The sequence below is a fragment of the Nonomuraea sp. KM88 genome, assembly GCF_052245635.1.
In the GTDB taxonomy this organism is placed as follows: Bacteria; Actinomycetota; Actinomycetes; order Streptosporangiales; family Streptosporangiaceae; genus Nonomuraea.
Map to the genome: position 1 here is coordinate 32,838 of NZ_JBQQCC010000028.1, position 18,781 is coordinate 51,618.

General features: G+C 69.0%; 19 protein-coding genes and 1 pseudogene. 9 read left to right on the forward strand and 11 right to left on the reverse strand.

The window, feature by feature from the left end; genetic code table 11:
* Positions 1 to 247: 247 nt before the first annotated feature.
* Genes ACTWPV_RS45515 through ACTWPV_RS45525 form a run of 3 tightly spaced genes read left to right on the forward strand, consistent with a single transcriptional unit; the run spans position 248 to position 3,345 of the window.
* Positions 248 to 1,237, forward strand: a complete 990-nt coding sequence (locus ACTWPV_RS45515) for a phosphotransferase family protein (RefSeq protein WP_443156579.1) — start codon at positions 248 to 250, stop codon at positions 1,235 to 1,237.
* A gap of 7 nt (positions 1,238 to 1,244) precedes the next feature.
* The gene (locus ACTWPV_RS45520; protein WP_443156580.1) at positions 1,245 to 2,714 is read left to right on the forward strand and encodes an MATE family efflux transporter; all 1,470 of its coding nucleotides are present in this window, start codon (positions 1,245 to 1,247) and stop codon (positions 2,712 to 2,714) included.
* 28 nt (positions 2,715 to 2,742) lie between these two features.
* Positions 2,743 to 3,345, forward strand: coding sequence for a hypothetical protein (locus ACTWPV_RS45525; protein ID WP_443156581.1), 603 nt, complete (start codon positions 2,743 to 2,745; stop codon positions 3,343 to 3,345).
* Between the two features lie 331 nt (positions 3,346 to 3,676).
* Here ACTWPV_RS45525 and ACTWPV_RS45530 read toward each other — a convergent pair whose 3' ends face one another.
* Positions 3,677 to 4,129 carry a hypothetical protein gene (locus ACTWPV_RS45530; protein ID WP_443156582.1) on the reverse strand — a complete coding sequence of 151 codons (453 nt, stop codon included), beginning with the start codon at positions 4,127 to 4,129 and terminating at the stop codon, positions 3,677 to 3,679.
* Positions 4,130 to 4,919: 790 nt separating this feature from the next.
* Between ACTWPV_RS45530 and ACTWPV_RS45535 the strand changes: the two genes are divergently transcribed.
* Positions 4,920 to 5,120, forward strand: a complete 201-nt coding sequence (locus tag ACTWPV_RS45535; RefSeq protein ID WP_443156641.1) for a zinc-binding dehydrogenase — start codon at positions 4,920 to 4,922, stop codon at positions 5,118 to 5,120.
* On the opposite strand, the gene ACTWPV_RS45540 is transcribed toward ACTWPV_RS45535, so the two are convergent.
* Together ACTWPV_RS45540 and ACTWPV_RS45545 are read right to left on the reverse strand one after the other, a co-directional pair.
* Positions 5,066 to 5,497, reverse strand: a complete 432-nt coding sequence (locus ACTWPV_RS45540; RefSeq protein ID WP_443156583.1) for a nitroreductase family deazaflavin-dependent oxidoreductase — start codon at positions 5,495 to 5,497, stop codon at positions 5,066 to 5,068. The genes ACTWPV_RS45535 and ACTWPV_RS45540 overlap by 55 nt on opposite strands.
* 172 nt (positions 5,498 to 5,669) lie before the next feature.
* Positions 5,670 to 6,431, reverse strand: a complete 762-nt coding sequence (locus tag ACTWPV_RS45545) for an SDR family oxidoreductase (protein WP_443156584.1) — start codon at positions 6,429 to 6,431, stop codon at positions 5,670 to 5,672.
* A gap of 142 nt (positions 6,432 to 6,573) precedes the next feature.
* On the opposite strand from ACTWPV_RS45545, the gene ACTWPV_RS45550 reads away from it, so the two are divergent.
* A complete protein-coding gene (locus ACTWPV_RS45550) occupies positions 6,574 to 9,837 on the forward strand; it encodes a BTAD domain-containing putative transcriptional regulator (RefSeq protein WP_443156585.1) in 3,264 nt (1,087 codons plus the stop codon).
* Between the two features lie 115 nt (positions 9,838 to 9,952).
* On the opposite strand, the gene ACTWPV_RS45555 is transcribed toward ACTWPV_RS45550, so the two are convergent.
* Together ACTWPV_RS45555 and ACTWPV_RS45560 are read right to left on the reverse strand one after the other, a co-directional pair.
* Positions 9,953 to 10,327 carry a substrate-binding domain-containing protein gene (locus ACTWPV_RS45555; RefSeq protein ID WP_443156642.1) on the reverse strand — a complete coding sequence of 125 codons (375 nt, stop codon included), beginning with the start codon at positions 10,325 to 10,327 and terminating at the stop codon, positions 9,953 to 9,955.
* On the reverse strand, positions 10,249 to 10,701 hold the full coding sequence (locus ACTWPV_RS45560; protein ID WP_443156586.1) for a hypothetical protein: 453 nt from the start codon (positions 10,699 to 10,701) through the stop codon (positions 10,249 to 10,251). Before ACTWPV_RS45560 ends, ACTWPV_RS45555 begins: the two co-directional genes overlap by 79 nt.
* A 285-nt stretch (positions 10,702 to 10,986) precedes the next feature.
* Between ACTWPV_RS45560 and ACTWPV_RS45565 the strand changes: the two are divergent.
* A pseudogene (locus tag ACTWPV_RS45565) lies at positions 10,987 to 11,190 on the forward strand (FAD-containing monooxygenase EthA); the annotation flags it as partial.
* Positions 11,191 to 11,478: 288 nt separating this feature from the next.
* Here the strand turns inward: ACTWPV_RS45565 and ACTWPV_RS45570 are convergent.
* From ACTWPV_RS45570 to ACTWPV_RS45585, 4 genes are all read right to left on the reverse strand, one after another.
* On the reverse strand, positions 11,479 to 12,237 hold the full coding sequence (locus tag ACTWPV_RS45570) for a response regulator transcription factor (RefSeq protein WP_443156587.1): 759 nt from the start codon (positions 12,235 to 12,237) through the stop codon (positions 11,479 to 11,481).
* The gene (locus ACTWPV_RS45575; RefSeq protein ID WP_443156588.1) at positions 12,230 to 12,754 is read right to left on the reverse strand and encodes an RNA polymerase sigma factor; all 525 of its coding nucleotides are present in this window, start codon (positions 12,752 to 12,754) and stop codon (positions 12,230 to 12,232) included. Before ACTWPV_RS45575 ends, ACTWPV_RS45570 begins: the two co-directional genes overlap by 8 nt.
* Before the next feature lie 36 nt (positions 12,755 to 12,790).
* Positions 12,791 to 13,006: a hypothetical protein gene (locus tag ACTWPV_RS45580; protein ID WP_347648534.1), complete on the reverse strand. Its 216-nt coding sequence runs from the start codon at positions 13,004 to 13,006 to the stop codon at positions 12,791 to 12,793.
* A 66-nt stretch (positions 13,007 to 13,072) separates the two neighbouring features.
* Positions 13,073 to 13,198 (reverse strand): hypothetical protein, encoded by a 126-nt coding sequence (locus ACTWPV_RS45585; protein ID WP_443156589.1) that lies wholly within the window; start codon positions 13,196 to 13,198, stop codon positions 13,073 to 13,075.
* A gap of 10 nt (positions 13,199 to 13,208) precedes the next feature.
* On the opposite strand from ACTWPV_RS45585, the gene ACTWPV_RS45590 reads away from it, so the two are divergent.
* Positions 13,209 to 13,475, forward strand: coding sequence for a hypothetical protein (locus ACTWPV_RS45590; RefSeq protein WP_443156590.1), 267 nt, complete (start codon positions 13,209 to 13,211; stop codon positions 13,473 to 13,475).
* A gap of 419 nt (positions 13,476 to 13,894) precedes the next feature.
* Here ACTWPV_RS45590 and ACTWPV_RS45595 read toward each other — a convergent pair whose 3' ends face one another.
* On the reverse strand, positions 13,895 to 14,083 hold the full coding sequence (locus tag ACTWPV_RS45595) for a hypothetical protein (protein WP_443156591.1): 189 nt from the start codon (positions 14,081 to 14,083) through the stop codon (positions 13,895 to 13,897).
* A 15-nt stretch (positions 14,084 to 14,098) separates the two neighbouring features.
* Entirely contained in the window at positions 14,099 to 15,052 is a 954-nt protein-coding gene (locus ACTWPV_RS45600; RefSeq protein WP_443156592.1) for an IS630 family transposase, read from the reverse strand.
* A gap of 513 nt (positions 15,053 to 15,565) precedes the next feature.
* Here ACTWPV_RS45600 and ACTWPV_RS45605 point away from each other — a divergent pair.
* On the forward strand, positions 15,566 to 16,090 hold the full coding sequence (locus tag ACTWPV_RS45605; RefSeq protein WP_443156593.1) for a pyridoxamine 5'-phosphate oxidase family protein: 525 nt from the start codon (positions 15,566 to 15,568) through the stop codon (positions 16,088 to 16,090).
* Positions 16,091 to 16,254: 164 nt separating this feature from the next.
* Positions 16,255 to 18,702 (forward strand): excinuclease ABC subunit UvrA, encoded by a 2,448-nt coding sequence (locus ACTWPV_RS45610; RefSeq protein ID WP_443156594.1) that lies wholly within the window; start codon positions 16,255 to 16,257, stop codon positions 18,700 to 18,702.
* The last annotated feature ends 79 nt before the right edge of the window (positions 18,703 to 18,781 follow it).

The following is an 18,781-nucleotide window of genomic DNA, read 5'->3' on the forward strand; positions in this document are numbered from 1 at the left end:
TTTCCAGGCGGGCGTGGCCAAGGATCTCGGCGACAAGGACCAGGTGGTCCTGCCGCGAACCGGCGTGTAGCGCAGATGGTGCGCCGTGGTGGGATCACCTGGAGCTGGACGTGACCGACAAGCCGGCCGTCTACGACAGCGTGAAGCAGGCCAAGAAGCAATTCCGTCATCTCTGCCGGTTTCTTGGAGGATCCCTCGGCGGACAATCGAGCCGAGGCACGGCAATGGCGGCCGGACGGGAGTTCCGATGGAGAGCATCACGAAGAATCGGCAGCCGCCAAAGACGCTTCGGGCGATGATCGAGCGAGCCTATGGGACCGCTCAGGTGCCCGACGGCGACGACTTCGCCGAGGAGATCACGCATGGCTGGTTCAATGTGGTGTATCGCATGCGGCTTCGTGACGGGCAGCAGGTGGTGCTGAAGATCGCCCCTGCGGGGGATGTGGCCGTGCTGACCCGTGAGCGGGACATGATGCGCAACGAGCTTGCCGCGATGGCACTGGTCCGGGATCGCACCAGGGTTCCGGTGCCGCGGGTCGATCACGCGGATGTGTCGCGGGAGCTGATCGATGCGGACTACTTCTTCATGGAGTACGTCGATGCCGACAACTTCGGCCTCGCGGCGGCCGAGGGTCGTCTGACGGCCGAGGCCATCGCGGCGGGCGGACGAAAGCTCGGTGCGCTCAACCGGGAGCTGAATTCCATCGTGGGGCCGCATTTCGGGCCGCTGGCAGGCCCGGGATCGGTGACCTGGCGCGAAGCGTCCACCACGATGATCGAGGACACGCTCGCCGATGGCGCCCGCGTTCAGGTCGACATCGGCTGGGACCATGACGACATCCGCGCGGTGCTCGCCAAGAACGCGGGCGCGCTCGATGACGTGACCGAGCCCCGTTTCGTCGAGGTCGATCTCTGGGCGAAGAACTCGATGATCCGCGACGGTGAGATCGTGTCCATCCTCGACCACGAGCGTGCCGTTTACGGCGATCCGCTCATGGAGGCCGGACTCACCGGGATCGACCTGCCGGTCTTCGGAGATCCCACCGACTTCATGCGGGGATACGGGCTCGGTGAGTTATCCGAGGCGCAACGCGTGCGCCGCCGGCTGTACTCGCTGTACCTGGCCGTCATCATGATCGTCGAGACGGAGTACCGCGGTCACACCGATACCACGACCTACGACTTCGGCCGCGCGCAGCTTGATCTGCTGATGGCGCAGTTCGGCCGCACCCGGTGACGCGCTGATGGGCCGGCGCGGTCCGGCAGTACGCGATCACGCGCAATCGCTAGGCAGCCGCCCGATCGGGCCGCTGCTGTGGTGGGCCTGCTCGCAGACGACGCTCTCGGTGGGTGTCTACGGGATCTACGCACTCACCAACGCCTGGTTCGTCGCCCGAGGCGTCGGCGAGTCAGCACTGGCGGCGGTCAACCTCGTCGCGCCGATCCTCTTGATGCTGGGCGCGGTCTCGACGACCGTCGGCGTCGGCGGCGCGTCCGTGGTCTCGCGCAGCCTCGGTGCCGGCCGGCCCGATCAGGCCGCACGCGCAGCGGGGAACGCGTTCGTGGTGTTCTGGCTCGTGGCGCTGTCCGTCACCGTGGCCGGTCTGCTCGTGCTCGATCCGCTGCTGGCCATGCTGGGTGGGTCCGGGCCGACGATGGCGTACGCGCGGCCCTACGCGGCAGTGATCATCGCAGGGGCGATCTTCTCGACCGGGTTCTCGGCTCTGGTACGCGCGGAAGGACGGCTGCGATTCTCCACGATGCTGTGGGTTCTGCCCGTGCTGGTGCAGATCGTCGTCGATCCGCTGCTGATCTTCGTCTGCGGCCTGGGCGCCGCTGGCGCGGCTCTCGGCACGGTCGGTGGCCAGGCCGTGTCGGCAGGCATGGCGGTCTGGTTCTTCTTCGTCCAGCGCGATCGTCCGTACCGGATCCGGCCGGCTGACCTGCGCCCGCACCCGGCAACGATCGGGGCCGTGCTCTCGGTGGGCGCCCCCTCCTTCCTCGCCGGCTTCGGTGCCACGCTGTTGGCAGCGCTGATCAACACGACTCTCGCCGCGACCGGCGCGCTCGCGCTGGCCGCCTACGCGGTGTGCGCGCGGCTGCAGACCTTCGTGTTCACTCCGCAGATCGGCATCACCCAAGGGATCCAGCTCCGGCGAAGAACAACTCGCCGTTCACCCGATCCCGTTCTTCGAGAACCGCGGCCAGGAGCGATTCCTTCGTCGGGAAGTGATGCGCCAGGCCCATCCGCGACACCCCGCAGTCCGCGGCGATCCGCACCATGCTCGCGTTGCGGTACCCGGCCGAGGCGAACTTGGCGAACGCGACCTCGACGATCTCGGCACGTCGCCGTCGCCCCTTCGGATAGCCCGCGCCCATCGATCGTCCCCCTCAGCTGCTGGCGGCTCCTTGACCGGCTCGATTGTGCAGCGCGGCCAAGGTGGGCACCACCATCGAAGATACCCGCCGAACGTCGGCCTTCAGCGGCTCAAGGACATCCGGGCCGGCGCACCTGTTCGGCTGAGCAGGGCCGCCTGGCCATCAGCGCGCGGCGGAACACGGCGATCAGTCCTGGATCAACCACCTGGGAGACCGCGGCTCCGGCCATCACGGTCGGCTGTGGAACGTGCTGGGTAGAGGTGCGGCTCGACGGGGACGCCGGTGTGCGTACTCGATGTCTCGTCGCGCGGGTCGAACTGACAGCTTCGTTATGACAGGTCGGCCGTCTCGCATCTGTCCTGCGTGCCGGTACGGTACGTCTCCGACTTCGCGGTGAAGGCCCGTCAAGGGCAACGCTTCGCCGACGACCGCGACCGGCTCCGCAAGCAGGCCGACCAGGCGCTGCGGGCCCAAGCCCAGAACGAGACCGCCGCCGTGGCGGCCCTCATGAGGAGCGATGTCCGCCCGGCGACGCGACTCCTGCTGGAGCAGGTCGAGGCCATCGCCGGACTATGGCGCGCCGCTCACACCGATCGACGCGACGACTGGAGATACGCCAGCCTGGCAGAGATGCTGCTGGCCCACGGCCGCCTGTTCACACCGGCATCGAGGCCAGCAGCATTCGTTCCCGGCCCGTCGGGAACCTGCTTCGCAACGGCGTGCCGCCTGACCGACGAACATGCCGGTCTGCTGTCCGTGGAAGGCATGGTGATTACCGAAGACCTGCCCTTCGCCTTCGATCACGCCTGGTGCAGCACCGCCGCGAGCGACCACGTCATCGACCCCACACTGCCCGACGGGATCGGCCTGGGCTATCTCGGCATCGCGCTCACCGATGGCTACCGGCGCGCCCAGCCGCCGCCCAGCTTGACACCGAGATCGAAGCGGAGCGGGCCCTCAACGTGACCGCCTGGTGCCGCCGGGCCGTCGCCGAGTATCTCGCGCCCGCCCCGACCCGGTCGCGGCCGGTATCGACGGGTTCCGCCCCCATGACACCTGAACAGCGCCCCGGCTCTCAGCATGCGCACGCTGAGAGCCGCTTGCTGTCAATAAGCGATACCGCAGCTCAACGGCATGACGTCGGGCCGAGCTCTTGCCGGCGAGGCCAACAACCGGAATTCGCATCACCGCTGATCTCACCTGGCTCCATGAGTTGAGGCATGGAACGGGGTGCGGGCGCAGGCGGGTGCTCCGGTCTGGGTGGAGACCGGAGCACCCACCTCGGGTCGTACGGCGGTCAGCGGCAGAGCGTGTGCCGGGGGCCGACCCGGTCGGATCGGAAGCCAGCGCCCAATGTCGCTGCGGCGGGGTAGATGCGGCCGACGTAGCACCCGCCCTCCTTCACCGCGAGCTGGAGGTGCGTGAAGGTGGACCGAGGCAGGTGCTTCGCGCCCCACTTGCAGATGCTCTGGCCGCTCTGCAGGTCACCGCACGCGGCCTCAATCAATCCTTGCGCGTCACGCCCATAGGACTGCATCAAGCGGTTGAGTGTGCGGGTGACGCTCTTCGGGAAGTAGATCGTGCAGTTTCCGAAGACGGAGCAGCGGACCGGGTAGCGTGCGGCGGTCGCGGTCGCGGCACCGGCCTGCGCGGCCGTGCTGAGCGCGACCGCCGACGTTTCCTGGGCGGCGGCCGGGCCTTGCGCCGTGACCATGAGGCCGCCCGCGAGTGCTGCCCCGGCTCCTGCCATAACGATTTTCCTGGTCCAGGCAGTGGAGTTTGTTGCCATGTTCCAGCGGCGGGCCTGTATTTGACGGCCTCACCCGGCCCGTCCCCCGCTGTGGGTGATTCGCTTGCTGGTTCGACATGCTGTCAGCGCGTCGGTGATTGTTCTGTGCATAAATAAGGATTCGGTGTGTGGAAAAATCCGCAACGGATGTTGATGGATGTGAGCTCCCCGGCGGACGGGGCCGTGTCCGCGGAGCCACCGCGCGATCATTCGGAGTTTGTGAAGACAACAAAAGATCATGCGGTGGCCGCGAGCCACAGCGTAGGCCCTGACGGCTGGACGGTCATCTTCAACGAGCTGCCCGGATCGCCGGCCGGTTCGGCCGTGTCGAACCACGTCTGCCCCAGCTCGCACATCAATCCACAGACCCGCTCGACCCCGCCCCAGCCGTGCCCGAGCGGTGGGTTACGGCCGCCGCTGCACCTCCTTCTCCGTTGCCGAGAACACCTTCGTCGGGTGGGGACGCGGCTATGTCACTCCTCGCGCGGCCGTCTCAGCGTGGATGGACAGCAAGATCCACCGCGACCACATCCTCAGCCCTGCCTTCAGGGTGCTGTACACCGAGGCCGCCTGGGGAAGCGCGGATCCGGCCGCTGGAGAGGAACGAGGCGACGACGGGCGGCTCCCCTTCCACCTGCTGACGTCAAGACGCCGCCCGCCCGTCCACGACGCTCGCCCATCCCTACGGGAGGATCAGCATGAAGCGCGCCCCATCATGCCCACGCCCGCTGGCGCGGCGGACAACGCCGCGATGGCGACGATCGCCGAGCTGGTGAAGGTGGGAAAGCTGGGCGTCGAGGTCGGCACTGTCCTGCCGTTCGAGCAGGCGGCCCAGGCACATGAGCTCGGCGAGACCAACCGAACCACCGGAAAGAAAGATCGTGCTCACTGCCTCGGTCAGATGTGCTCCAGGACGACCACGGGGATCTGCCTGCGGCTCCTGGCCTCGTAGGTGTGGTAGACCGGCGCGAGCGCGGTCATCATGCGCCAGAGCCGCTCCCGTTCCGGCCCCTCAGCGGTACGCGCGCGGGCGGTGAAACGCTCGCCGAGGATCTGCACGCCGACCTCCGGGTTGGCCATGATGTTGAGATACCACGCGGGATGCGTCTGCGTGACGGCCGAGCCGGACGCGACCAGGATGTAGCGGCCGTCGTCCTCCCCGAAGAACAGCCCCGTGCGCAGCCACCGGCCCGACTTCCTGCCCTTGACGGTGAGGACGAGGTTGGTCATCCCTCCTTCCAGGTAACCGTCACGGCCGTCCGTGGCCAGGTAGCGGCGGACATGTTCGGCGACCGAGCGGTCGGGGCTGTCGGCGGCGTCGTCCCACATCACCGGTCTCCCGCCGTAATACCCTGGGCGAACCCCGTATCGGCCGCGAGCTCACGCCCTGATGCCGTGCTGCCGACGGCACTCCTCGACGTCATGGATCTGACCTTTCGGTACTCGTTCATGGGCCGCTGTCCCGCACATGGGCGGGGCAGCGGTGGAAGCGGGGCCTGCCTCAGTGCGCGCTGCTGAGGCCCTGGGCGAACCCTCCGTCGACGGGGAACTCGGCGTTGGTGGTGAAGGTCGCGTCGGCGGCCAGGAAGAGCGCGGCCGCCGCGACCTCCTCGACGGTGCCGTTGCGCTTGAGCGGAGTGGTCTCGCTGCCCTGCCGCTCGAACTCGCGGCGTTCCTCCTCAGTCAGCCCCGCGACACCCATGGTCGGGGTCTTGATGTAGCCGGGGGCCACGGCGTTGACGCGGATCCTGCGAGGCAGGAACTCGGCCGCGAGGACGTGGGAGATCGCCCGTACCGCCTCTTTGGAGCCGGAGTAGGCGCTCAGGCCGGGGAAGATCAGATCGTTGGCGACGGTGGTGAAGACGATCGCCCCGCCCTCGTTGATCAGCGGCGACAGGCTCTGCACCGTGAAGAAGGCGCCCTTGGCGTTCACGGCGAAGTGCCGGTCCCAGGAGTCCTCGGTGACCTCCTCGAGCGTCTGGACCTCGGCGATGCCGTGGTTGACGAACAGGTAGTCGATCCGGCCGAGCCTGTCCCGCACGGTGCCGGTGAGGGCTCGGATGTCGGCCATGCTCGCCGCGTCGGAGCGTACGACGTGCGCGGGGTGCGGCTTCAGCCCGGTACGCGCCTCCTCGATCTTCGTCTCATTGCGGCCCGTGAGGACGACCTCGGCCCCGCCGTCCAGAAGCGCTTCGACGATGGCCAGGCCCATTCCGTGGGTACCGCCCGTGACGACAGCCCTTTTACCTGCGAACTTGCTCATCGTTGACTCCTACAAGATGTGGTGCGCCGGTTCCCGGCCGGTGCACCACAGACAGTGCGGGCCTGGGCTCGCGGTTTTCTGTCGGTCTGCTTGCGGTGCGCTGACACGCCGGCGGACGACCGCGTGGCCGTACGGTGAATGCATGCGTTTCGGGGTGTTGGGTCCGCTGGCCGTCTGGTCGGCGGACGGTGATGCCGTGGTGGTGCCGGAGACGAAGGTGCGCTCACTGCTCGCTGCTCTGCTGACGGCCCCGGGGCAGGTGGTCTCCGCCGATCGGCTCGTGGACGAACTGTGGGGCGAGGCGCCGCCGGCGAACCCAACGGGTGCTCTGCAGACCCTGGTGTCGCGGTTGCGGCGGGTGCTCGGCCGTGCCGGGGGTCAGGGCCTGCTGGTGCACCGGGCCCTCGGCTACGTCCTCGACGTGGCGGACGACGCCGTGGACGCGGGCCGGTTCACCGCACTCACCACACGGGCCCGTACCGCCACGGACCCCCGCGAACGCGCCGAACTGCTCACCGCGGCTCTGGCGTTGTGGCGCGGCCCCGCCTTCGCCGACTTCGCCGACGAGGAGTTCGCGCGCCCGGCCGTCACGCGCTTGGAGGAGCAGCGCCTGCTGGCCCTGGAGGAACAGGCCGAGGCCCGCCTCGAACTGGGCGAGCACGGTCTTCTCGCCGGGGAGCTCGGCGACCTGACCCGCCGCCACCCGCTCCGGGAGCGGCTGCGCGCGGCCCATATGCGAGCCCTGTACGGCGCGGGCCGGGCGAGCGAGGCCCTCGACAGCTACCAGGACCTACGCCGCCGCCTGAAGGACGAACTGGGCCTCGATCCGGGTACCGAACTGGCCGCCCTGCACCAGGAGATCCTGCGGCAGGACCCGACCCTGCGGGCCGTCCCGGCACCCATGTCCGGGCCGCGCCGCCACACCAACCTGCCTGTCCCGGCCACCGCCCTGGTCGGGCGGGAGGACTGTGTGCCAGAGATTCGCGCCCTGGTCGCGGCGGGCCGCCTGGTGACGTTGACCGGGCCCGGCGGAGTCGGCAAGACGCGGCTGGCGGTAGAGGTGGCGTCCGCACTGACCGGTTCGCACCCGGACGGTGTCTGGCTGGTGGAATTGGCCGCCCCTACCTTCTCCACCGAGTCCGGCGCCACCACGGGTGACGAACTGGCCGAGGTCGTGGCCGCGACGCTGGGGGTCCGCGACGACGCCGGCCGCTCCGGCCCGGTGCCGCGCACGCTGCTCGACCGATTGTCCGACGCGCTCCGCACCCAGCGCCTGCTGCTGGTCCTCGACAACTGCGAGCACGTCATCGAGGCCGCCGCCGGCCTGGCCCAGGCGCTGCTGCGGGTCGCCCCGGGTGTACGAATCCTCGCCACGAGCCAGGAACCGCTGAGCATCTCGGGCGAGCAGGTCTGGCCGGTGCCCCCGCTCGATCCGCCCCCGGACTCGGATGATCAGACGGTACTGCGCGCGTCGAGCGCGGTACGGTTGTTCGTCGACCGCGCCGCGGCGGCCTCGCCCGGTTTCGCCCTCACCGACGGCAACGCCCGCGCGATCGCCTCCATCTGCCGCCGGCTCGACGGCATTCCGCTGGCCCTGGAGCTGGCGTCGACCCGGGTCCGCGTCCTCGGGGTGCGTGAGCTGGCCAAGCGTCTGGACGACCGGTTCCGCCTGCTCACCGGCGGCCGTCGGGGCGCCCCCGCACGGCAGCGGACCTTGCGCGCGATGATCGATTGGAGCTGGGAACTGCTCACCGCGGCCGAGCAGGCGGTGCTGCGCCGGCTCGCCGTCCACTCCGACGGCTGCACGCTGGAGGCCGCCGAGGCCGTCTGCGCCGGTGCCGGTGTGAAGCCCGCCGAGGTCCTGGACCTGCTGACCCGTCTGGTCGACCGTTCTCTTGTGCTGGTCTCCCACGATGCGGACGGCACCCGGTACCGGCTGCTCGAGTCGGTGTCGGCGTACCTCCTGGAGCGGCTGCGGGAATCCGAGCATGAGCGGGTACGGCGCGCTCACGCGTCCTACTACGTGGCGTTCGCCGAACGGACGGATCCCTTCCTGCGCGGCGCCGACCAGCAGCGCCGGCTGCGGCTTCTGGACGCCGAGACCGCCAACATCCGCAGCGCGCTCGACAGCGCCGCCGCGGACGGCGACGGCCACCTGATGCGCCGGCTCGTCCACGCGATGGCCTGGTACTGGTTCCTGCGCGGCCGTCTCAGCGAGGCCAGGCGCTACCTCGCCATGGCCCTCGCCCTGCCCGGCGATGCCTCCGGCGGCGGTGGGGGAGAGGCGGACCCTGCGGCCGGCCGGGTACCGGACCGGTCGGGCACCGTGGCCTGGCACACCGGGATGAGCCTGCTGTCCGGCGCCCCGGACGGACCGGCACGCCACAGCCAGGCCGTCCTCGACGTGTACGACGGCATCCGCGACCCCCATGAACGGGTCAGGGCGGGATGGCTGCTCGCTTACGCGGTCACCAGGTTCGGCGACTCCGCGGTGGGCACGGAACTGCTGAACCGGATGCTCACCGAGTCCCGTGCGCTCGACGATCGCTGGGCCCTCGCCGCGGGGCTCAGCACCCGAGGCATGCAGACGTACGTCTGCGGCGATCTGCAGGCTTCCCGGCGCGACGGCGAGGAGAGTCTCGAGCTCTTCCACGAGGCCGGTGACCGATGGGGGCAACTGCAGGCCACGGCCGTGCTGGGACGGCTGGCGGAGATCGAGGGCGACTACCCGCGGGCCGCCCGGCTACACCGGGAGGGGGCGCGGATGGCGGAGGAGCTCGGGCTGTGGACCGACGCCTCGATGCGCTGGTCCGAGCTCGGCAGGATCACCCTGCTGACCGGCGACCACGCCGGGGCCGAGGAATTCCACGAGCGGGCCAGGCTCCTCGCCATTGAGCAGGCAGACCAACCGGCCGAGGAGTACGCCGAGCTCGGGCTCGCCCTGGGGGCGCGCCGGCAGGGCAGGCTCGACCGCGCGGAGTCGTATCTGCGCCGGTGGCTGGAGTGGAACCGGCAGTTCGACGCGGAGTACGGGGCGGCGCTGATCCTGGCCGAGCTCGGCTTCGTCGCGGAGCTGCGCGGGGAGGCGAAGACGGCACTGGAGCTGCATCGGGAAGGGCTGGCCGCGGCCCGGGACACCGGCGATCCGAGGGCGATCGCCCTGGCCTTTGAGGGGCTCGCCGGGGCGTGGGCACTCGCCGGTCACCCCCTGCGGGCCACCCGCCTGCTCGGTGTGGCCTCCGCGGCCCGCGCCTCGGTGGACGCGCCGCTGCCCGCTGCCGAACGCGGTGACGTGGACCGGATCGCCGCGGCGCTACGCGCGGCACTCGGAGAAGCGGGCTTCGAAGCCGAGTTCGAGCTGGGCGCCGCCCTGAACCCGGACGACGCGGAACTGCTCGACACGTGACGGGATACGCCGGGACGCGCGCCCGGTCGGCACATGGACGGCTGGACGTGAGCACGCAGCGCTCCTGGCTGACCCGTGGTGATCAGAGACGTCGGGCTCTCTTCGAGGTCCAGCCTCACTGACTCGGCTCGCGCACGTTCAGCTCGAAATCCACCGTGATGCGCGGCCCGCGTCCACCGGGCTTGCCAGCGATCTGCTCGTGGAGCATCGCGACGGCATCGGAAGCCGGCGCCTCCACGTCAGCGGAGACCGAGGTCAGCGAGGGCGTCGCGAAGCGTGCCCTCTCGACATCGTCGAAGCCCACCACCGCGACCTCCTCCGGCGCCCGCATCCCGCGGGAGCGCGTCCAGCCGGCGCGGCGAAGGAGCCATCGGCGGGTCAGGACCGCGGTGATCTGCTCACCAGCCGTGATCAGGCGGTCGAGGCGGGGCGCGCGGCCTGGTAAATGGTGGTGAGCCAGATGTGGAGCAGCGTCTCCACGAGGTCGGATGCCAGCACTGCGGGCTCGTCGCCGGTCAAGGTCGCATAGAACACCAAGTCGTTCATGGCGTTCAGCGCGATGGCGAGATCGCGGGCGCGCGGTCCGGGCGGCGCGGTGCCGCGGGCACGCTCGGCCTCAATGGCCAACGTGGTCCTGGTGATCCATATCTCCTTCATGTCGGACCGCCAGCGACGGACCTCCGCGCTGGTGCGCCCGGCCTCGACAGCGGCGGCCAGCACCGAGCGGTGCGCACCGTAGGTCGTGTGGGTTGCGACGAGGCATTCACGCCAGTAGCGCACCGGGTCTTCGCGGAGCCGGTCGAACTCTCCTGCCACGGCCTCGCCGATCTCTTCGGTCACACGGTCGAGCAGAGTGAGCAGCACCGCGTCCTTGGATCGGAAAGCGATCGGCGGCACGTGGGACCTGTTCCGTTACCCCGGTGTCCGCTCCGACTCCGATATGTTCACCCTGGGCTACCGGTTCAACCCCTGGCCAGAGGCCAGGTCGATTCCCGATGGCAGGTCGATCCGCGAGTACGTGCGGCGCACCGCGCGAGAGCATGGCGTCGCCGACCGGATCCGGTTCCGCCACCGCGTCATCAGTGCGGAATGGTCAACGGCCGATGCACGCTGGACCGTTCGGGCAAAGCGCCTCGACACCGGCGAGACATGCAGCTCACCTGCGGTTTCCTTTTCGTCAACACCGGCTACTACCGTTACGACCAGGGCTTCACCCCAGAGTTCCCGGGCGCCGGCCGTTTCAGGGGCCCCATCGTGCATCCCCAGCACTGGCCGCGGGAACTCGACTACGCCGGCAAGCGCGTCGTGGTCATCGGCAGCGGCGCCACGGCGGTGACGCTCGTTCCGGCGATGGCGCAGGCGGCCGAGCACGTCACGATGGTGCCGCGCTCACCGAGCTATGTCCTGTCACTGCCGTCCACCGACCACGTCGCTGACGTGCTGCCTGCGAGAATTGCCTATCCGGTCCTACGGTGGAAGAACATCCTGCTGGGCCTGCTGTTCTACCAGTTGAGCCGGCGCCGCCGAAGACCGACAGCAGCGCGAGCGCGACAGGATGGGCGGGCACCCGCACGGCCACCGTCTCCAGACCGCCGGTCGACTTGGGTGCGTGTGCCGGCGCCCGGGGCCCGGCCGCGTCTGTCAGGAGCCGAGCCGGTGTCTCCTGTCCTGCAGGGCGGTGCGCAGCTTGATCTTCTCCGCGATGAGCGCCTGGAGCTCAGTGACCTCCTGGACGGTGAAGCCGGTGGCCGCCGCGATCTGCGGGGTGGACAAGTTGTCGGCCAGGTGCCGGAGCACTGTGGCCTCCAGCTCGGTGAACAGGCTGATCGCGGGAACCGGCGCGGTCCGCGCCGTGCCCGGCGGCGACAGCGACGCCATGATCGCCGCGGCGATGGGATAGCCGCCGCGCAGCACCTCGCGCAGCGTCGCCACCAGCTCGTCCACGCTGAACGGCTTGGTCAGGAACCCCACCGCGCCGGCGGCCAGCCCGCGCAGCAGGTCCGCCCGCTCGTCCTTCGCGGTGACGCAAACCACTCGCGTCGAGGGGTGCTCCCTGGCGATGATCTCGGTAGCGACCCATCCGTCCATCCCGGGCAACATGAGATCCATCGTCACCAGGTCAGGACGCGTCCGCCGGACCGCGGCCACCGCCTCCCCGCCCTCGATCGCGACGCCCACGACCTCGAACCCGGACCTGGCCAGGATGAGGGCGAGGGCCTCCGACATGGAGGGGTCGTCCTCGACCACGAGCACGGTCGGCCGCGGCCTGGCGATCTCCTGTAGGCCCGCCTCGGTGTCCACCGCCTGCTCGACCGCCGACCTGGCCCGCCGCTGCGACTCGGCGAGCAGCCGGTCAAGTCGGGGCCCGTCGAGTGAGCGCCGGGGGTTCACCTCAGCCATCCTCGCCTCCCATGCCAGCCAGTGCGATCCGGAGCGTCGCGCGGGCCTTGAAGAGATTGACGCGTACGGCCGGCGGACTCTTGTCGAGCAGCTCGGCGATCTCGGCTGGAGTGTACCCGTCGATCGTCCACGCCATGATCTCCCGCTGGACGGGCGGAAGGTGCCGGATCGCCGCGAAGATCGCGCGCTCCTGATCCTGGAACTCGACCCGCAGCAACTCCTGGTCCCCGGGCGAGACGGTGTCCGTCCCCGCCTCGCCGAGCTCGCTTTCCCTGACACCCTGTCCCTTCTTGAAGTAGGCATTCCTGATCGCGACCCGCACGTAGGCCCGGGGCTTGCCGATCTCCGGCCAGCGCGGAAAGGCCTTGGCGCACGCCTCCTGCGCCAAGTCGAACGCCTCGTGCCAGCGCGCGCCCAGCCGGTGCGCGAACAGCAGCAGGTCGGGGAACTCCCGGCGGTACCACTCCGCGAACTCGGTGCCGTCGTCTTCGGCTGGAGGCCGGGGAGGCGGCGTCACGGTGATCTGCTCCTGCCTTGCGAGGTGTCGTCCACATCATCCATCACCGGCCTCCGCCAGGGCCGCCGATTCGGCGGAACCAACGTGGACGCGTACGCCGTCCGCCCGGTCGACGTACACGCTGCCCCTCGGCAGGCGCGCGATGACCTCAGCTAGCCTTCGCTGCCTGTACCGTTCGCGCACCCAGGTCGTGACCAGCGCCAGCAGGCTGCCCGCCACGCTCGCCAACATCCCGGCGACCATCAGGCTCATGGCTCCCCTTTCTCGACAGTCCCGAATTCCTCGGCTGTGAAGAAGGAGCCGATGGACGCCCGAGCGTTAACCCGTCCCGCCGGTCGACGGAAGTTGTTCGCCGACGTGCGCGACGAGCAGCCTGCTGGCGCTGGACACCACCACCAGCGGCCAACCCGTCTTCCACGTCTTCGCCGCGCTCGCCGAGTTCATCCGCGAGCTTGTGGAAGGCACCCACGAAAGCCTGGCCGCCGTCCGGTCCCGCAATCAGCACCTGGGCCACCAGGTGCTGATGGTCGGCGATTCCAAGCTGATCTCCTACGCGAACCTCGCCGTGATGACCGCCGATGGAGTGGGCTTCATCGCCCCGGCCTCCAAGGTGTTCGCCGAACGGCTGCTGGTCATCAGCCCCGAGCTGGCCGACGTGCTCAGCACCATCATCTGCTGCGTCCGGGATTCCAGCGGCGCCGTCCCGCTCGTGATCTCCTAGCGCCTCTGGAATCCACCCATGCCCCTGCTAGGCCGTTCATGAGACGGCTGGACCGTCTGATCATCGAGATCAGGCGGGATCTTGTCGTTTCAGGGGTTTCCGAATGAGGTTCGTCTCGGTTTGGGAGCCGCGGAGCAAATGCCCGCATCGATCTCCTCGCTCCAACTGGCATCAGAACAACACCAGCCACAAGAGCCACACACTAGGAGAAGCGCTGCAAAACCACGCCACCGGGAGGGCTATGCACCATCACGGGTGACGGGGACGGTGCTCACCCCGTGCTCAGCTTGAGGCCGCCCGCGACGGCCGCCCCTATCCCTCCTAGCGCTCCGTGCCTTCCTGCCCAGGGCGTCACGTTCGGTAAGCGCCGCGCAGCCCCGGGTTCCGCGTGATCCGGTCCGTGCCTTGCAGTATGCGCTTTACTGGGCGGCCAAGGCTGATCCCGGACGCACGTCGATCCCGAGCCCGGCCCCATGGTCGACGACCGTGTTCTTGAACCCCTGATCGACCAAGGCTTTGGTCACCGTGCCGGAGGCCTGGGCTGCGACTCGGTCCAGCAGAGCGGTCCCGGCGGCGTTCTCGTGCGCGGAGGCGGCCAGCACCACCACCGCGATGACCAGGCCCTAGCGGCGGATCATGCTGCCCTGCTCGCGGTGGCCAGCGTGGTCGGTGCCGTTGAGGGTGAACTCGCGCAATGCGGTCAACTGCGCCTCGATGCGGTTGAACCACGAGGAATTGGTGGGCGTGTAGGCGATCTCGACGTTGTTCGCCTCTGCCCACTCGCCGACCCGCTGGTCTTTCTTGGTCGTCAGGTGCGGGCTGAAGTTGCCACAGATGATCGCGATGCGCACCTCTGGCGGGTAGAGGCTGCGCAGGTAGCGGCAGAACTCCAGGAACTCGCCGCGCCGCTTGCGCTTCTTGACGTGCCCGTACATCTTGTCCTTGCCCAGGTCTAACGCGGCGAACAGGTGCCGTACCCCTTGGGTGCAGGTGTAGGTGGCGCGCATCCTGGGCCGAGGTTCGCGATCGGGATCCTTGCCCTTGCCGCCGACGTCGGTCCACTGACGGCCAGGGCGGGGCTGCAGGTTGAGCGGCCCGAACTCGTCCATGCAGAAGATCACCGTTGGTTCGCCGGGCTCGGGGACGACCTTGCTGTCGGCAATCGCGTACAGGTGCTCGATGCGGGCCTTCTTGATGGCGTAGTCCGGATCACGGGAGCCCTTCCAGGTCTTCATGGCTTGAAAGGAGACATTTTCCGCACGTAGAAGCTCGCACAGGCCCTCATGGCTGATGTCCTCGACCACCCCCTCGGCGACCAAAAAATCGGCCAGCTTGGCCCGGCTCCACCGGGAGAACGGCAACCCGCGCTCGGCAGGACGAGACTTGGCGATCTTCTTGATATCCACACGCTCCCGGGAGCGTGAACACCGGCTTCCGGCCGCCCTTGTACTTGGGGAGAGCGAGTCGAATCCATCGGCGTTGAAGTTGTAAATCACATCACGGACCCGGTCTTCGCTGGTGAAGGCCACTTTGGCGATCTGCCTGATGGTCATGCCCTGAGCCGACAGCAGCACCATCTACGCTCGCCGCCAGGTCACCACCGAGCCAGTGCCGCGCCGTACGATGCGCACCAGGCCGGTTTCCCTCATCGTCATCGATCTCGCGTACACGAAGGGATGATCACGTCTTGCTCGTCGGTGGAGCAGCGGGCGTAGCCGACACAAGTGTTCCGAATAGGAGGGCTTCACCGGAACAGATCGCGGAAGACCTATACGGAACACCCCGACCTGGCGTGGTCATCCGGAGGGCCGATGTTCCGGTGAGCGATCCCCCCAAACGGAACACCCACGAGCGGCCGCACCCCAGCCACAAGACTAGGGGCCGTTATCGAGACACTTGACCGAGCGCTCGCCAATCTGGGCGGCTGGGGACAAGCCCAGGCGAAGGACGCTGGCCGGGCGGCTCGGCGGCGTCCTCAGGACGGATGAAAAAACATGACATAAGACGTCGGGTTTTAGATCGAGCATGGGTTCACCGGTCGGCACCGACGTGGGTGTGGACCGACGCATCACGGATAGACAAGGATCTCCATGCGCGAAACGCCCGAGGAGCTCAAGGAGCTCCAGGCCCTCCTCGAAGCCTCCCTTTCCCGCTCCACCTCGCACCTCCGCTCGATCGTCACCGAGAACACGCTGACCGCGGAGCAGGTCACCCGGATCTTGACCGGCATGTGCACCCTCGCCCTGTCCACCGTGACGGCGAAGGGAGAGCCGCGGATCAGCGGTGTGGACGGGCACTTCCTGCACGGGAAGTGGTGCTTCGGCACGGCGCGCGGCGCCGCCAAGGCACGCCACCTCGCCGCCCGCCCCGCCGTCAGCGCCGCGCACATGCGCGGTGAGGACCTGGGCGTCTTCACCCACGGCACGGTGGAGATCCTCAACCCCCAGCACGGCGAACCGGCCGCGGACTGGCCGGACCTGCTCGCCTACTTCAAGGACTTCTACGGCGACGACCTCTTCGACTGGGACAACGACGTGGTCTACTACCGGCTGCATCCGCACTGGATGACCGTCTACGCCCCCGACATCGACAAGCTCACCACGCACGCCGCGTAGTGGCGTGATCGATTCATTCGGCATGGGCGGGCCGTCCGCCCGCCCATGTTCTGCTGTGTCGCGAGAGGGGTGGAGGAAGGTTGACCGCGTTTGTACGGGATGTCGTGAGCATGGGCTGTGAGGCCATCGAGGTGGTGGGGGCAAGTACCAACAATCTGCGAGACGTGTCGGTGAGCATCCCCAAGGGGCGGCTCACCGCCTTCACCGGGGTGAGCGGCAGCGGCAAGACCTCGCTGGCCATCGACACCTTGCACAACGAGGCCCAGCTGCGCTACTTGGAGGGGCTTTCGCCGTTCGTGCGGCAGTACATCACCCAGCGCAATCGGCCGAAGGTCGACCGCATCCTGGGACTCGGCGCGACGCTCGCGGTCGATCAGCGCCGCCTGAACCGCAATCCTCGGTCCACGGTCGCGACGATCACTGGCATCGACGGGCATCTGGGGCTGTTGTACTCGCGCCTGCCGGGGATCGGCGCGGACCCGGCGGCGGAAAGCGGGGACGGGCATCTGACGACCGCTCATTTCGACCGTAACACGCCGGAAGGGAGCTGTGCGGACTGCCACGGGGTGGGAGGGCACTGGCAGGCACAGGAGGACCTGGTCATCACCCATCCGGAGCTTCCGCTCTTCGAGGGGGCCTCGCCCTGGTACGCCAAGTGGCGGTCGGGGGAGCACGCGTTCGTACCGGCGCTCGCCGAGAAACGCGGCGTGGACCTCGGCCGGCCGTGGCAGTCGCTGCCGGAGGAGTTCCGCCACTGCGTGCTGTACGGCACGGGTGAGGAGAAGATCGAGGCGACCGTCAACATGACGAACAAGAACGAGACGGCCCAGGTGACCTACACCTCCAGCCAGCCGCTGCGGGGCGCACTCGCCGAGGTGGAGCGGGTGTTCGTGAACGCCCAGACCTCCAGCGCCAAGCAGCGCTACCTGCCGTACATGCGCAAGCAGCCGTGCGGCACCTGCGGCGGCAGCGGGTACGACCAGGTGGCCCGGTCCGTGCGGCTCGGCGGGCTGACCTATCCCGACCTGCTCGAGGTGGACGTACGGGATGTGCGCAGCTGGGCGGAGCGGGTGGCCGGCGGCCTGGGCGCCCGGCAGCGCGAGGTGGGCGAGCCGCTGCTCCAGGACCTGGGCCGCCGGCTCGGGATACTCGACCGGCTCGGCCTGGCCCATCTCCAGCTGTCGCGAAGCGCGGCGACGCTGTCCGGGGGCGAGTTGCAGCGAACCCGGCTCGCCGCGCAGCTCAGCACCGAGCTGAGCGGCATAGTCTTCGTCCTGGACGAGCCCGGGACGGGGCTGCATCCGGCGGACAAGGCGCACCTGCTCGACATCGCCCTGGAGCTACGTGGGGCCGGCAACACGGTGCTCCTGGTCGAGCACGACCCCGAACTGATCGCCCGGGCTGACTGGGTGATCGACATGGGCCCCGGCGCGGGCCGTCTCGGCGGTGAGATCCTGGTGTCGGGCCCTCCCTCCGACGCGGCCGCCCACCCGACGTCGCTGACCGGACGCTATCTGGCCGGTGAGGGGCCGCGGCTGCGCCGGACCCGCCGTCCGATCGGGGGTGACACCGGATGGGTGGAGCTGCACGGCCTGCGCGCGCACAACGTGACCGCGAACCTGGTGCGATTCCCTGCCGGTCGGCTCACCTGCCTGACCGGGGTGAGCGGCAGCGGCAAGAGCAGTCTGCTCGGCGCGCTCGCGGCGAGCGTGGCGGCCGCCCTGAACGGGACGACGACAGACACGGTGCGACAGGTGACCGGTCTGGAGGGGTTCGACTGGGTCGCCGTCGTCGATCAGGAACCGCTCGGGCGCACGCCGCGGTCCAACCCGGCCACCTACAGCAAGGCGTTCGACATCGTCCGCAAGCTGTTCGCCGAAACTGACGTGGCGCGCGGACGCGGGGTCAACGCCTCCTGGTTCAGCTTCAACACCGCGGGTGGTGGCCGCTGCGAGGTCTGCACCGGTTATGGCCGCAAGCTGGTCGACATGCACTTCCTGCCCGATGTGTGGGTGGTCTGCGACGCGTGCGAGGGCCGGCGCTACAAGCCGGAGGCCTTGGAGATCAGATATCAGGGGCTGGCCATCGATCAGGTGCTGGACCTGACCGTCGCCGAGGCTGTGGAGCGGTTCTCCGAACCCCGGCAACTCGCGGAAATCCTGGGAGCCTTGAACCAGGTCGGGCTTGGCTATCTCCAGCTCGGCCAGAGCGCCACGGAGTTGTCCGGCGGCGAGGCGCAGCGGTTGAAGCTGGCGTCCGCGATCCAGCGCGGTGCCGCAGGCCGCAAGGCCGGCCTTGTCGTTCTCGACGAACCCGTTTCGGGCCTGCACCCGTCCGACGTCCAGCAGGTGGTGGATGCGCTCGATGTGTTGCTCGACTCGGGCAACACCGTCGTCGTGGCCGAACATGACATCCCCGTCGCCGCGTCCGCGGACTGGGTGATCGACCTGGGGCCAGGATCCGGACCGGACGGGGGCTCGGTGATCGCGGAGGGAACCCCGGACGCCGTCGCGACCGCGGACACCCCGACCGCCGGCTTCTTCCGGCGGTACGCGGCGGGCCTGCCGCTCCTGGAAGTCGGTGACGACCAGCCGAGGGTGACCAGGTGCTGAAGGTCGTGGTGGATGGTCCAGCCCTTCCGCTGGGCCTGCACGATCAGCGCCGTCATAGGCCCACCGCTCGGGTTGATGC

Coding starts and splice junctions, on each gene's coding strand:
- ACTWPV_RS45515 (WP_443156579.1), top strand. CDS start 248: ATGGAGAGCATCACGAAGAATCGGCAGCCGCCAAAGACGCTTCGGGCG.
- ACTWPV_RS45520 (WP_443156580.1), top strand. CDS start 1,245: ATGGGCCGGCGCGGTCCGGCAGTACGCGATCACGCGCAATCGCTAGGC.
- ACTWPV_RS45530 (WP_443156582.1), bottom strand. CDS start 4,129: ATGGCAGGAGCCGGGGCAGCACTCGCGGGCGGCCTCATGGTCACGGCG.
- ACTWPV_RS45535 (WP_443156641.1), top strand. CDS start 4,920: ATGGCGACGATCGCCGAGCTGGTGAAGGTGGGAAAGCTGGGCGTCGAG.
- ACTWPV_RS45540 (WP_443156583.1), bottom strand. CDS start 5,497: ATGTGGGACGACGCCGCCGACAGCCCCGACCGCTCGGTCGCCGAACAT.
- ACTWPV_RS45545 (WP_443156584.1), bottom strand. CDS start 6,431: ATGAGCAAGTTCGCAGGTAAAAGGGCTGTCGTCACGGGCGGTACCCAC.
- ACTWPV_RS45550 (WP_443156585.1), top strand. CDS start 6,574: ATGCGTTTCGGGGTGTTGGGTCCGCTGGCCGTCTGGTCGGCGGACGGT.
- ACTWPV_RS45570 (WP_443156587.1), bottom strand. CDS start 12,237: ATGGCTGAGGTGAACCCCCGGCGCTCACTCGACGGGCCCCGACTTGAC.
- ACTWPV_RS45580 (WP_347648534.1), bottom strand. CDS start 13,006: ATGAGCCTGATGGTCGCCGGGATGTTGGCGAGCGTGGCGGGCAGCCTG.
- ACTWPV_RS45585 (WP_443156589.1), bottom strand. CDS start 13,198: ATGAACTCGGCGAGCGCGGCGAAGACGTGGAAGACGGGTTGGCCGCTG.
- ACTWPV_RS45600 (WP_443156592.1), bottom strand. CDS start 15,052: ATGGTGCTGCTGTCGGCTCAGGGCATGACCATCAGGCAGATCGCCAAA.
- ACTWPV_RS45605 (WP_443156593.1), top strand. CDS start 15,566: ATGCGCGAAACGCCCGAGGAGCTCAAGGAGCTCCAGGCCCTCCTCGAA.